This window comes from Synechococcus sp. YX-04-1 (genome assembly GCF_030546365.1).
Lineage (GTDB): Bacteria > Cyanobacteriota > Cyanobacteriia > PCC-6307 > Cyanobiaceae > Parasynechococcus.
Genome location: NZ_JAUONZ010000001.1, coordinates 508,897 through 522,311, shown reverse-complemented (window position 1 = coordinate 522,311; position 13,415 = coordinate 508,897). Strand labels below are relative to the sequence as shown.

At 63.9% G+C, this 13,415-nt stretch carries 10 protein-coding genes; 7 read left to right on the top strand and 3 right to left on the bottom strand.

The genetic code is table 11. The features are described 5' to 3' along the window. The first annotated feature begins 80 nt into the window (after positions 1-80). Complete coding sequence (locus tag Q3Y53_RS02620; RefSeq protein WP_303532479.1) at positions 81-1,193, top strand: FAD-dependent oxidoreductase; 1,113 nt, start codon at positions 81-83, stop codon at positions 1,191-1,193. A 4-nt stretch (positions 1,194-1,197) separates the two neighbouring features. On the opposite strand, the gene ndk is transcribed toward Q3Y53_RS02620, so the two are convergent. Further along, on the bottom strand, positions 1,198-1,653 hold the full coding sequence (ndk, locus tag Q3Y53_RS02615) for a nucleoside-diphosphate kinase (RefSeq protein ID WP_025362563.1): 456 nt from the start codon (positions 1,651-1,653) through the stop codon (positions 1,198-1,200). A gap of 123 nt (positions 1,654-1,776) precedes the next feature. Between ndk and speA the strand changes: the two genes are divergently transcribed. Further along, positions 1,777-3,705, top strand: coding sequence for a biosynthetic arginine decarboxylase (speA, locus tag Q3Y53_RS02610; protein WP_303532476.1), 1,929 nt, complete (start codon positions 1,777-1,779; stop codon positions 3,703-3,705). Here speA and alaS read toward each other — a convergent pair. Then, on the bottom strand, positions 3,696-6,365 hold the full coding sequence (alaS, locus tag Q3Y53_RS02605) for an alanine--tRNA ligase (protein ID WP_303532472.1): 2,670 nt from the start codon (positions 6,363-6,365) through the stop codon (positions 3,696-3,698). The genes speA and alaS overlap by 10 nt on opposite strands. Positions 6,366-6,390: 25 nt before the next feature. Here alaS and Q3Y53_RS02600 point away from each other — a divergent pair, with 25 nt between their 5' ends. The 5 genes from Q3Y53_RS02600 to Q3Y53_RS02580 all read left to right on the top strand — a co-directional run bounded on the left by Q3Y53_RS02600 (position 6,391) and on the right by Q3Y53_RS02580 (position 11,944). Next, positions 6,391-6,807 carry a hypothetical protein gene (locus Q3Y53_RS02600; RefSeq protein WP_226424569.1) on the top strand — a complete coding sequence of 139 codons (417 nt, stop codon included), beginning with the start codon at positions 6,391-6,393 and terminating at the stop codon, positions 6,805-6,807. Next, positions 6,804-10,001, top strand: a complete 3,198-nt coding sequence (locus Q3Y53_RS02595) for a DEAD/DEAH box helicase (RefSeq protein WP_226424570.1) — start codon at positions 6,804-6,806, stop codon at positions 9,999-10,001. The genes Q3Y53_RS02600 and Q3Y53_RS02595 overlap by 4 nt, the downstream gene beginning before the upstream one ends. Before the next feature lie 2 nt (positions 10,002-10,003). Then, the gene (locus tag Q3Y53_RS02590) at positions 10,004-10,891 is read left to right on the top strand and encodes an SWIM zinc finger family protein (RefSeq protein ID WP_303532465.1); all 888 of its coding nucleotides are present in this window, start codon (positions 10,004-10,006) and stop codon (positions 10,889-10,891) included. A 14-nt stretch (positions 10,892-10,905) separates the two neighbouring features. Beyond that, complete coding sequence (locus Q3Y53_RS02585; protein ID WP_303532461.1) at positions 10,906-11,385, top strand: MEKHLA domain-containing protein; 480 nt, start codon at positions 10,906-10,908, stop codon at positions 11,383-11,385. A 166-nt stretch (positions 11,386-11,551) separates the two neighbouring features. Beyond that, a complete protein-coding gene (locus Q3Y53_RS02580) occupies positions 11,552-11,944 on the top strand; it encodes an Hsp20/alpha crystallin family protein (RefSeq protein ID WP_226424573.1) in 393 nt (130 codons plus the stop codon). Here Q3Y53_RS02580 and Q3Y53_RS02575 read toward each other — a convergent pair. Continuing rightward, entirely contained in the window at positions 11,866-13,356 is a 1,491-nt protein-coding gene (locus Q3Y53_RS02575; RefSeq protein WP_303532767.1) for an NRAMP family divalent metal transporter, read from the bottom strand. The two genes, Q3Y53_RS02580 and Q3Y53_RS02575, sit on opposite strands and share 79 nt — an antisense overlap. Positions 13,357-13,415 lie beyond the last annotated feature (59 nt).

Sequence of the window (13,415 nt, the reverse complement as noted above, 5' to 3'; positions counted from 1 at the left end):
GTGAAGCAGATTCCGGGATCCTATGGAATCAGGATGAAGCCCTGTCCTGACAGCATGACAACCAAGGGCCTTTCTCGCGCATGACTGCCGCCTCTGCCTCAGCCGTCTGCGTTTTGGGTGGGGGACTGATGGGCTTGGCCGTTGCTCATCAGCTGGCCCGTCGCGGGCAGAGCGTGTCCGTGATCAGCCGCCGCCGCAGTGAAGCTGCCGGCTTTGTGGCTGCCGGCATGCTGGCGCCCCATGCCGAAGGATTGAGCGGCAAGCTGTTGGAACTGGGCCAAGCCAGCCTCGAACGGATCCCACGTTGGGTGGCACAGATCGAGGGGGACAGCGGCTTGGGCTGCGGCCTGCGCACCAGCGGCATCGTGGTGCCGTTCCGGACAGCAACCGAGCGGGACCTCTACCCGACCGCCAGCCTCGGGCAAACCTTGGACCGCACGGGCCTGGAGCGGGAAATCCCAGACTTGGGGCCGGAGTGGAGCACCGGGTTGCTGTTCGAGCAGGACGGCCAGATCGACAACCGAAGGCAATTGATGCGGGCCCTGGAGCGCGCCTGCGTGTCCCTGGGCGTGCATTTCATGGAAGGGGCCGAGGTGCTTGGTCTGGAAAAAGATGCCGCTGGACAGCTCAGCGGCATCCATCTGCGCAGCGCCGAAGGGGAACAGCAGCAACTGAGCTGCCGGCAGGCGGTGCTCTGCAGCGGTGCTTGGAGCCAACAGCTGGTGCCGCAACTGCCCGTGTTCCCGGTGAAGGGCCAGATGCTCTCCCTACAAGGGCCGCGAGAGGCGCTCAAGCGAGTGATCTTCGGCCCCGGCACCTATCTGGTTCCACGCGAAGACGGATTGATCGTGGTGGGAGCCACCAGCGAACGGGGCGCCGGATTTGCTGAAGGCCTCACGCCCGATGGCCAAAAACAACTGCAAACGGGCATCGCCAGCCTGCTGCCAATTGCGGCCAACTGGCCCCCGATGGAGCGTTGGTGGGGGTTCCGGCCCTGCACACCCGACGAAGGCCCACTGCTCGGCCCTGGCCCGCTGCCAGGCCTGTGGCTGGCCTGCGGGCACCACCGCAATGGCGTTCTCCTCGCTGCCATCACGGCTGAGCTGACGGCCGGCGGCGTCATGAAAAAGGCCCCCAACGCAGCCGAAGAGGCGTTGTTGGAGGCTTTCCGTTGGGATCGATTCGAAAACTGAGGAATCAGCCTTCGACGCGCCACTCCTGATCAGAAGGAGACCAGTCGTTCAGCTCGGAGGCTTCAAACCAGAGGCCGATCTCGAAGGCAGCGGTTTCCGCAGCATCGGAACCGTGGATGACGTTGCGGCCGATGTTGACGGCCAGATCGCCACGAATGGTGCCGGGCTCGGCTTCGAGGGGCTTGGTGGCACCGATCAATTTGCGAGCGCTGGCGATAACGCCATCACCTTCCCAAACCATGGCCACCACAGGGCCGGAGGTGATGAAGTCGACCAGACCAGCAAAGAAAGGACGCTCCTTGTGGACGCCGTAGTGCTGCTCAGCCAGGGCGCGGCTGGGAGTGATCTGCTTCAGACCCACCAGCTTGAATCCCTTGCGCTCAAAGCGGCCGAGGATCTCGCCCACCAGGCCGCGCTGGACGCCGTCGGGCTTGATGGCGATGAACGTGCGTTCGGCCATGGATTTGGTGTGAATGAAAAGCGCCGCCATCGTCAGTGCTGGCCACCCCGCTTGGCAAGCACAGGCCTTGGGCAGCGCAGGGAATGTCCCTAGATTCCAGCCATCCACTTCATCCAGACACAGGTGTCAGACAGCGAACACTGGTCGATTCAAGACAGTGCTGCGCTGTACGGCCTCGACCGCTGGGGCGATCCATACTTTTCAATTAACGGACGCGGACACATCAGCGTTCAACCCCAAGGGGATCGCGGCGGCAGCCTGGATCTGGTGGATCTGGTGTCGGAGCTGAAAAGCCGCAACCTGGCTCTGCCGCTGCTGATTCGCTTCGACGACATCCTCGAAGACCGCCTGGAGCGGCTCCACGCCGCCTTTGAACGCGCCATCGCGCAATACAGCTACCCCGGCCGGTATCAAGGCGTCTTTCCGGTGAAGTGCAACCAACAACGCCACGTGGTGGAGGAGTTGGTGAGCTGCGGCAAGCGCTGGAACTTCGGACTGGAAGCGGGCAGCAAAGCGGAATTGCTGATCGCTCTCTCGCTGCTGGACGATCCCGCAGCCCTGCTGATCTGCAACGGCTACAAGGATCGGCTTTACATCGAGACCGCAATCCTGGCGCGGCGCCTAGGACGCCAACCGGTGGTGGTGATTGAACAGCCGGACGAAGTCGACCGGATCATTGAGGCCAGCAAGAGCCTGGAAGCAGCGCCCTACATCGGCGTGCGGGCCAAACTCTCCAGCCGCAGCACAGGGCGTTGGGGCAGTTCCGTTGGCGACAAGGCCAAATTCGGCCTCTCCATTCCCGAGTTGCTGGCAACGGTGGAAAGGCTTCGGGACAACAATCTGCTCCAAGATCTGCGCCTGCTGCACTTCCACATCGGCAGCCAGATCAACGACATTGCCGTGCTCAAAGACGCTCTCCAAGAGGCGGGGCAGATCTATGTGGAGCTCACCCGACTGGGGGCCCCGATGGGATTTCTGGATGTGGGCGGTGGACTCGGCATCGACTACGACGGCAGCCGCACCGCATCGTCGGCCTCCACGAACTACTCGCTGCAGAACTACGCCAACGATGTTGTGGCCACGGTGCGGGAGTGCTGCGAACCCAATGGTGTTGCCGTGCCCACGCTGGTGAGCGAAAGCGGTCGCGCCATTGCCAGCCATTTCTCCTTGCTGGTGTTCGACATTCTTGGCAGCAGCGCACTCCCCGCATCGATTCCCAACGCCAGTGGAGACGAACCACTCACCGTTCGCAACCTGCGGGACACCCTCACCACCATTCAGGAGTTATCGGCGACGGCGGATGCACAGTTGGTGCGACTGCAAGAAGCCTGGAACGATGCCTTGAAGTTCAAACAGGATGCGCTTGCCGCGTTCCGACTCGGGTACATGGGGCTACCCGACCGTGCCACCGCTGAACAACTGACCTGGGCCTGTGCCGATGCGATTGCGCAGCGACTGCCCAAGGATCAAGCCATCCCGGAAGAGCTCGCAGCCCTCAACAAGGCTTTGGCGGGAACGTATTACGCCAACCTGTCGATCTTCCGCTCAGCACCCGACACCTGGGCCATTGATCAGCTATTTCCGGTGGTGCCCATCCAGCAGCTGGATCAACGGCCGAACCGACTGGCCAACCTCGCCGACCTCACCTGTGATTCCGATGGACGCCTGGATCGCTTCATCGGAGATGGACAACCGAAACAGCTGCTGGAGCTGCACGAGCTCGACGACAACAACCCCTATCTGATCGGCCTGTTCCTCAGCGGGGCCTACCAAGAGGTGATGGGCAATCTGCACAACCTGTTCGGCACAACCAACGCCGTGCACATTCGCCTCAGCCCCGGCGGTAGCTATCGCATTGACCACGTCGTACGTGGTGACACCAATGCCGATGTGCTGGAAGCGATGGAGCACGACCCCCGTGCCTTGCTAGAGCGTTTGCGGGTAGCGGCGGAAGTGGCCATCAATAACGGCCAGCTGCGCATCGACGAGTCACGCCGGCTGCTGGATCACCTCGAAAGCAGCCTGCGACAGACCACGTACCTTCAGGACTGAGCCAACGCTGCCGCCAGCTCGGAGCGAGCGGACTCAAGAGCAGCAGGGAGGGCAGCACCATCGCGTCCCCCGGCCTGGGCCAGGTTCGGGCGTCCACCGCCGCCACCGCCGCACTGTTTGGCAATGCCGCCGATAAATTTGCCGGCCTGGAGCTTGGCAGCGATCACCTGCTTGCCGAAGGCCGCCACCAGGATCACCTTGCCCATGTCGCCAGGATCCGGCAGACCGCCGATCACCACGGCCGCACCATCCCCCAGCTGATCCGCCAGGCTCTGGGCTGCACCCTGCAAACCAGCGCCATCCACGCCGTCAAGGCGTTCCACCAGCAGTTGGAAGTCGCCCACGGCCTCGGCCTTGGCGGCCAGAGCGCCGGCCTTCGCCACCGCCAGTTCCGCCTGAGCCGCGGCCAGGGCCTTGCCGGTGGCCTTGAGCTCCTCCTGAAGGGACGCCACACGATCCACGATCTCGGCCGGCTGAGCCTTGAAGCGATCCCCCAGCTGCTTCACCACTGCATCGCGCTCGTTGAGATAGGCGAGCACGGCGGGGCCGGCAACGGCTTCAATCCGGCGGATACCGGCGGCAACGCCACTTTCCGCCACGATCTTGAACAGGCCGATCTCAGCAGTGTTGGCCACGTGGGTACCGCCGCAGAGCTCCATCGACACACCGGGCACGTCGACCACACGCACCACATCGGCGTACTTCTCGCCGAACATCGCCACGGCACCAGCCGCCTTGGCCTGGTCGATCGCCATCTCCTGCACCTGCAGCGCATGGGCCTCGTTGATCCAGCCGTTGATCATGGTTTCAACCTGCTGCAACTGATCCGCCGTCACCGCCGTAGGGCAGTGGAAGTCGAAGCGCAGGCGATCGAAATCCACCAGTGATCCGGCCTGGCCGATGCCTTGATCCACCACCTGCTTGAGCGCTGCCTGCAGCAGGTGGGTAGCCGTGTGATTCGCCTGGGCCCGACGCCGGCAGGCACGGTCCACCTGAGCCTTCACGGTGTCGCCCAAGGCGAGCTCGCCGCGTTCCACCCGGCCGGCATGGACGAAGACATCGCGGCTGCGGCTCACCGACGCAATCCGAACGATCAAATCACTGCCCGCAAGCACCCCGCGATCCCCCACCTGACCGCCGCCTTCTCCGTAAAACGGCGTGGTGTCTAGCACCACTTGAACCGCATCACCCGCCTTGGCGGTGGTGGCTGGTTCGCCGTTCACCACCAGAGCCTGCACGCAGGAGGCCTGGTCGAGGGCTTCATACCCCTGGAAACAGGTGGCCGCCTGATCCACCACCACTTGATCGATCGCATCCTGCAGCGTGAGATCAATGCTCACCGCGGCCGCCTTGGCCCGCTGGCGCTGTTCCTCCATCGCCGCCTCGAACCCATCGAGGTCGACGGCCAGGCCCTGCTCCTCCGCGATCTCCTGGGTGAGCTCAAGCGGGAAGCCGTAGGTGTCGTACAGCTCAAAGGCCTGGGCACCACTGATCTGGGTGGGCTTGGAGGCCAGCACCTCCGCCAGCAACTTCTCGCCGCGCTCGAGGGTCTCGAGGAAGCGGGCTTCCTCCCGCTGGAGCTCGGCCAGGATCACCTCCTGGCGCTCAATCACGCTGGGGTGAGCCCCCTTGAGCAGGGCGATCGCTGCCTCGCCCATGGTGACGAGAAAGGGTTTGTCGATGCCGAGAAGGCGGCCATGGCGCACCACCCGGCGCAGCAGCCGCCGCAGGATGTAGCCGCGGCCCAGGTTGCTGGCGGTGACGCCATCGCAGATCAGCTGCGTCACAGCACGGCTGTGGTCACCGATCACCTTCAACGACGTCTTGCCCTTGTCGTTGAGCTGGTGGTAGTCGACCCCCGCCAGATCCGCGGCCGCCTGGATCAGCGGAAAGATCAGATCGGTTTCGTAGTTGTTGGGAACCTTCTGCAGGATCTGGGCCATCCGCTCGAGGCCCATGCCGGTGTCGATGTTGCGGTTGGCCAGCGGCGTGAGGGTGCCCTCAGCGTCGCGGTTGTACTGCATGAACACCAGGTTGTAGAACTCGATGAAACGGTCGTCGTCCTCGAGATCGATGCCCTCATCCCCGAGCTCGGGTTTGAAGTCGTAATAGATCTCCGAGCAGGGGCCACAGGGGCCGGTTGGGCCGGACGCCCAGAAGTTGTCGGCCTCATCCATGCGGATGATCCGCTTGGGGTTCACCCCCACCACATCGCGCCAGATCTGCTCGGCTTCGTCGTCTTCCCGGAAGACACTCACCACCAGGTTCTTGGGATCGATGCCATAAACAACGGTGCTGAGCTCCCAGGCCCACTCAATCGCCTGCTGCTTGAAGTAGTCCCCGAACGAGAAGTTGCCGAGCATCTCGAAAAAGGTGTGATGCCTGGCCGTGCGCCCCACGTTCTCGATGTCGTTGGTGCGGATGCACTTCTGCGAACTGGTGGCCCGGGGCGCGGGTCGCGCCTGCTGGCCCAGAAAAACCGGCTTAAACGGCAGCATTCCCGCAATGGTGAGCAGCACCGTTGGGTCTTCGGGAATCAACGAAGCGCTGGCCATCCGCTTATGGCCGCGCTCGGCATAGAAGTTGAGAAAAGCCTCACGGATCTCATCCCCACTGCGCGGTGCAGACGCTGCAGAAGACGACGATGCGGCGGCAACCATGACAGGAAGGGGGGATCCTGCCGTCATGATCGCCTTTGAACCGCCGGCGCCCGTGGCCGTTCCACCCAGTGATCCTGAGATTCGCCAGCGACTGCGGCTGCAGTCGATCGGTTGGGCGCTGGCTGCCGGCATCACCGCAGGCCTGCTGAGCTTGCCCTGGGGCCTGGAAGCGGCCGTGCGTTCCGGCGGTTGCGGGCTCTTTTACGGCCTTCTGGCCTTCCACCTGCAACGGGTGGACCCCGATGACGGGCATCTGCAGGCGGGTCTGGTGGGGGCGGTCTGCGGGTTGCGCAGCCTCGGCATGCCCCTAACCCTTGACAACTGGCAGGTCGATGACCTGGCATCATTACTACTGGAGCTCATTCAGGCCTGGCTGCCGTTGATCGGCAGTGCTCTCCTGCTCCACGGCACCCTTCGCTTCCTGCCCGCGTCGCGGCCATGAGCCTGCTGCACGCCACCTGGCTTCCCGCCATCCGCACCTCCAGCAGTTCCGGCCAACCGGCACTGCTCGTTTGGGCTGACACCTGGCGGGTGGCCACACCGGAAGGCCCAGGCCTCACCCCAGCGCTGCACCCCTTCACCCTCAGCCATGACGACCTCAGGGCCTGGCTGAGTGAACGCGACCTTTTGCCGGGCGGCTGCATCGATGCGACGGCCTGTCTCACCCTGCCGAGCCGCACGGTGAAGCCGCGCAAAAGCCGAGCCAAGAAAGAAGAACCGGCCTCAGAACCACCGGGCTGGACCGGGCTGCCGATGCAAGCCGGCGAACCGATTCCCAAGCAAACCGAATGGTGGCCCTGGCAGGTGCAGGGACTAGCCGTTGAAGCATCGGCAGCCACTGAGTGGTTGTCCCGATTGCCGCTCTCCGGCACCAATCCCGACCTGGCTGACGAACTGCGCTGGTGGAGCCATCTGCAGCGCTGGGCCCTGAGCCTGGTGGCCCGGGGCCGCTGGATTCCCCAAATGGAGCTCAGCAAAGGGGAGGGCTATCCCCATCGGGCCCGTTGGGTGCCGCTGCTCAACCGGGAAGAAGACCGGCGCCGACTCGAGGATCTGGCGGCCAGCCTGCCGCTGGTGGCCACCTGTGCCTTGCCCTGGCGGGAACCCCTGGGGCGCCGCAGCAACCGCACCACCCGATTGCGTCCCGAGGCCATGCGAGCCGCCAACCCCGTGGCCAGCTGCCGGCCCCGCAGCGGGCGCCTGCGAGTGGCGACGCTGCTGGAAGACCTGGTGGATGCGCAGCTGCGCAAGGATTTTCAGCCTTCCACCGATGGCCTCGATCCCCTGCTGACCCTCTGGCAGGAAGCCCTGGGATCAGAAACCGGGGTGATCGAGATCGGTGACGAAGAGGCCGAACGCCTGGCCACAGCCAGCCATCACTGGAGAGAGGGCATCGCCGGCGGATTTGCTGCGGCCCGCACCTGCCTGGAACTGCACACCCCACCGGATGGGGAGGATCTCTGGGAACTGCGCTTCGGGCTGCAAGCGGAAGCTGACCCCAGCCTGAAGCTCCCGGCCGCCGCGGCCTGGGCCTCCGGCGCCGAGATGCTGCAACTGGGGGAGATCCAGGTGGATCAACCGGGCGAAGTGCTGCTGGAGGGTCTGGGACGAGCCCTGACGGTGTTCCCACCGATCGAACGAGGCCTGGAGAGCGCCACGCCGGACACGATGCAGCTGACCCCGGCCGAAGCCTTCGTGCTGGTGCGCACGGCCGCTCGTCAGCTGCGGGATGCCGGCGTGGGTGTGGAGCTGCCGCCCAGCCTCTCCGGTGGCCTGGCCAGCCGGCTGGGCCTGTCGATCAAGGCCGAACTTCCAGAGCGATCCCGCGGCTTCACCCTGGGCGAATCTCTGGAGTGGGAGTGGGATCTGATGATCGGCGGGGTGACGCTCACCCTGCGGGAACTGGAGCGTCTGAGCGGCAAGCGCAGCCCCCTGGTGCGCCACAAGGGGGCCTGGATTGAACTGCGGCCCAACGACCTCAAGAACGCCGAACGGTTCTGTGGAGCGAAACCGGAACTGAGCCTCGATGACGCGCTGCGGCTGACGGGAACAGAAGGGGAACTGCTGATGCGGATGCCGGTGCACCGCTTCGATGCCGGCCCGCGGCTGCAATCGGTGCTGGAGCAATACCACCAGCAGAAGGCCCCCGACCCCCTGCCGGCCCCCGAGGGATTCAGTGGCCAGTTGCGGCCCTACCAGGAGCGCGGGCTGGGCTGGCTCGCCTTCCTGCACCGCTTCGACCAAGGGGCCTGCCTGGCCGATGACATGGGACTGGGCAAAACCATTCAGCTGCTGGCGTTTCTGCAGCACCTCAAAGCAGAGCAGGAACTGAAGCGCCCAGTGCTGCTGGTGGCCCCCACCTCGGTGCTCACCAATTGGCGACGGGAAGCGGAATCGTTCACCCCGGAATTGGCGGTGATCGAGCACTACGGCCCGCGCCGCCCCTCCACACCCGTCGAACTCAAGAAAGCGTTGAAGGATGTCGATCTGGTGCTCACCAGCTACGGCTTGCTGCAGCGGGACAGCGAACTGCTGGAAACCCAGGACTGGCAGGGGGTGGTGATTGACGAAGCCCAGGCGATCAAGAACCCCGGCGCCAAGCAGAGCCAGGCCGCCCGAGACCTGGCCCGCCCCGGCCGCAGCAAGAGCAACCGCTTCCGCATCGCCCTGACTGGCACCCCGGTGGAGAACCGGGTGAGTGAACTGTGGGCCTTGATGGACTTTCTCAATCCCAAGGTGCTGGGGGAAGAGGACTTCTTCCGCCAGCGCTACCGGATGCCAATCGAGCGCTACGGCGATATGTCGTCCCTACGGGATCTCAAAGGCCGCGTGGGTCCGTTCATCCTGCGCCGGCTGAAGACCGACAAAACGATCATTTCCGACCTGCCGGAGAAGGTAGAGCTAAGCGAATGGGTGGGGCTGAGCAAGGAGCAGAAATCCCTTTACAGCAAGACCGTGGAAGACACCCTCGATGCCATTGCGCGGGCGCCGCGCGGACAGCGCCACGGTCAAGTGCTGGCCCTACTCACCCGGCTGAAACAGATCTGCAACCATCCCGCCCTCGCCCTGAGCGAAGGGGCGGTGGACGATGGCTTCCTGGGCCGTTCGGCCAAGCTGCAGCGGCTGGAAGAAATTCTCGATGAGGTGATCGAAGCAGGCGATCGGGCCCTGCTGTTCACCCAGTTCGCCGAATGGGGGCATCTGCTGCAGGCTTGGATGCAGCAGCGCTGGAAATCAGAAGTGCCCTTCCTGCATGGCGGCACACGCAAGAGCGAACGCCAGGCAATGGTGGATCGCTTCCAGGAAGATCCCCGCGGTCCGCAGCTGTTCCTGCTCTCGCTCAAGGCCGGTGGTGTGGGCCTCAACCTCACCCGGGCCAGCCACGTCTTCCACATCGACCGCTGGTGGAACCCGGCCGTGGAAAACCAGGCCACCGACAGGGCTTATCGGATCGGCCAAACCAACCGTGTGATGGTGCACAAATTCATCACCAGCGGCTCGGTGGAGGAAAAGATCGATCGCATGATCCGGGAGAAATCACGCCTGGCGGAGGATGTGATCGGCTCCGGGGAGGATTGGCTGGGAAGCCTCGGTGGCGATCAATTGCGCAATCTCGTCGCCTTAGAGGACACCTGACCATGACCCTGAGCAACGGCAACACCAACAGCATCACCGCCATCGGCGACGACGGCCTGGGCCAACAGCCCTGGTGGGTGGAGCAATGGATGGAGCTGATCAACGGCTACCGCTTCAAAAAACGGTTGGAGCGGGCCTGGGGCTACGCCCGCGAAGGCCATGTGACCTCGATCCGCTTTGAAGGCCGCCGCGTTCACGCCCGCGTCCAGGGCACTGATGAAGCGCCCTACAAGGTGAAGCTCTGGCTGGATGTGCTCAACGATGAGGACTGGGGCTATGTGTTGGAAGCCCTGACCCAGAAAGCCCGCTGGTCGGCCCAGCTGCTGGCGGGGATCATGCCCTCCGACATCGAGCGGGCCTTCGCCGCCAGCGGCAAACGACTGTTCCCGTTCAAGTTGCAGGAAGTGCGCAGCGAGTGCAGCTGCCCCGACAAAGCCAACCCCTGCAAACACATCAGCGCGGTGTATTTCCTGATGGGAGATCGCTTCAGTGAAGATCCCTTCGTGCTGTTCCAACTGCGGGGCCGCAACCGAGCTCGGCTGCTGGAAGACCTGGCGGAACATCGGCGCAAGGCCCTGGCGGAGCGGGCGGCGGCAGCCAAAGATGAGAAAAAAGTCAGCACACCGCAAGAGGCGACACCGCTGCCGCCCCATGCGGCCGTGCAGGACCCGGCCCTGTGGTGGCGCTACAACCGCAGCCTCGATGGCGACCTGGTCGTGATCACCCCAGCGATGGAGGGCGACACGGGCCTCGATGCCGCCGGAGAGCTGCCGCTTGCGGAAGACCCGCGCTTTGTAGAGGCCCGAAGCACCTTCCTGAACAACCTCAAGGCCCATGGCCAGGCCAGTGCCCAGAAGGCGATGCTGCAGGCCATGGCAGCCGGCAGCTGAAGCGGAGCAGAGCCATGGCCAGCGAAGCCGCCTGGCTCACCACCAAAAAACAAGAGCTCGCAGGATTGCTGCTGCAATCGCATCAACGGGCCTTCAGCAGGCCGCTGATCGCTTCCGCCCAACCGGGCTGCTCAAAGCGGCTGATCTGCCAGAACCTGTTCGCCTGCGGCTTTCCGGTGCTGGCCCACGGCACGGAGCAGGATCCCAAGCTCAGTTACGCCAACGCTGCGGCCCTGCAGCTGTGGGACAGCCGCTGGGATGAACTGATCGGCATGCCCTCGCGGCTCACCGCACCGGACAGCGAACGGGCTGAACGCAGCAGCGCCCTCGGCCAGGCCAAACGCCTCGATGCAGTGCAGAACTATCGCGGCATTCGCATCAGCCGCAAAGGGCGGCGATTCATGATCAACAAGGCCCGGATCTGGACCCTCTGGAATGCAGAAGAGCAGGTCTGCGGCCAGGCGGCCTGCTTCAGCGACTGGTGGTGGCTTTAAGGAGATTCGGTTTCAACACCATCCCTGTGGTGCCAGCCGAACCTGGTGGTAGAGACCGAATCAAAACGGACGGTTCTCACACTTCTGGTTCTCATCCAAGCGGCGCAGATTGTGATGGCGGGCGATCAACCCAGTCCGCAGATGTTCATTCTTCGGAGCCACCATCATGCTGACCCTTCGCCAATCCCCCTTCGAGCTGTTCGAGCGTCTCGAGCAGCAACTGGCCACCGCCGAACGCGTTCCCAACGCTGAAATCCGCGAGACCGAAACCGGCTACACCGTGCAGCTGGAACTGCCCGGGGTGGACCGGGACTCGATCGACGTCAAGGTCACCGATCGCAACCTGGTGATCAGCGCCGAACGACCTGCGAACAACAGCGACGACACCGAAGCACCTCTGCTGAGCGAATTCCGCAGCGGCACCTGGAGCCGCAGCTTCCGTTTCCCCCACAGCCTTGATCGCGACCAGCTCAAGGCCAGCTATCGGGACGGCATTCTTGAAATCAACGCCGGTAAGGCTGTGGAGCACACCAGCGTTTCTGTGAAGGTCGAGAGCTGATCAGGTAACGAGCACTGACCAGCCTTGGGCTGGACAAGCCCAACCCACCAAGACGAGAAGAACGGAAGCCCAACCCCTGCCGATGGCAGGGGTTTTTTGTTGAAGCCAAGGCGGAATCGGCCGCCAAGGCCAAGGAAGAAGCGGCCGATGAACAGCAGGCTGAAGCCACTGAAAAACACCAGGCCAAACCAGCAGAAGGCCTGGGTAAGTCGCCCATAACGGTGCTCCAACGGAACCAAGGGGCTGTTGATCGTGTCCATCGCCATCCAGGCGAACAAAGGAGCGGTGAGGAAACTGCCGGTCATCGCCCCGAACACGAAATCCTTCACCCCAATACCGCCGGTCTTGGCCACCACCAACGCCAGCACAGCCGCCAGAAAGTGCACGATGACCCAGATATCGAAGCGACGCTGCATGGGCCCCGGCGCTGAATCACCACTGTCGTGATGACGCAGCAAGCCCTGGATCGCGGCAATGCTGCGGGGGTAGGCATCCAGGCAGGTGAGGGTGGTGCTGAACATGGCTGAGAAGGCCGCCGGGATAATCACCCAGGCCGCCCAACCACCCATGGCAGCGGTGTAGAGCTTGATCAGCTTCTGGGCGAAAGACACACCACTGCCGGCCAGCATTCCGTCACCGCTGCCGTACATCGTGTAGGCACCCAGGATCACGAAGAACATCGCCGTCACCACCGTGACGCTGTAGCCGAGGTTGAAATCGAACTCGGCCTCCTTCGGCGTTGCGGTGTGGTCGGTGTCGCGCGCGCGAGAAAACATCCACAACGATGGCCACACGCACATCTCCACCGGTCCGGGCATCCAGCCCATCAGGGGAATCAGGAAGGCCAGGTTGGCCAGGGTCCAGGGGCTGGGATCAGTGCTGACCCAACTCGCCGCCACATCCCCGACAGGGCCGCGGATCAGCAGCGATGCGGCCGCGACCCCCGTGAGCAGGGTGAGCAGCACCACCAACAATTTGGAGAGACGGTCGAGCGCCCGGTAGTGCCCCAACAGCAGCACCAGGCCACTCACCACCAGCACGGCGATGGACAGTCCGTAGGGGTCCAGTCCCGCCAGCAGAGGAATGTTGGTGAGCAGCAGCCCCGCCACAAAGCTCACCGCCGCAATGGTGAAGGTCCCCGTCACCAGGCTCACCACCAGATAAAGCGGCAGGTAAAGGGAATTGCGTTTCTGGAAACCCTCCAGCAGCGACAGTCCGGTGGCCGCTGTGAAGCGGGTGCCCACACGCAGGAACGGGTACTTGATCAGATTGGTCAGCAGGATCAGGCCCACCAGGGCAAAGCCGAAACGGGCTCCCGCCGTGGTGGACGACATCAAATGGGATCCACCGATGCAGGCACCCGCCAGGAGGATGCCTGGTCCAATGCTGCGTCGCAGCGTCGATGACGCCATCACAAGGTTGCGGTTGCAACCAGTCTCCGCCGCCTTCCCCCGCTGAATCTCCGTAGAGT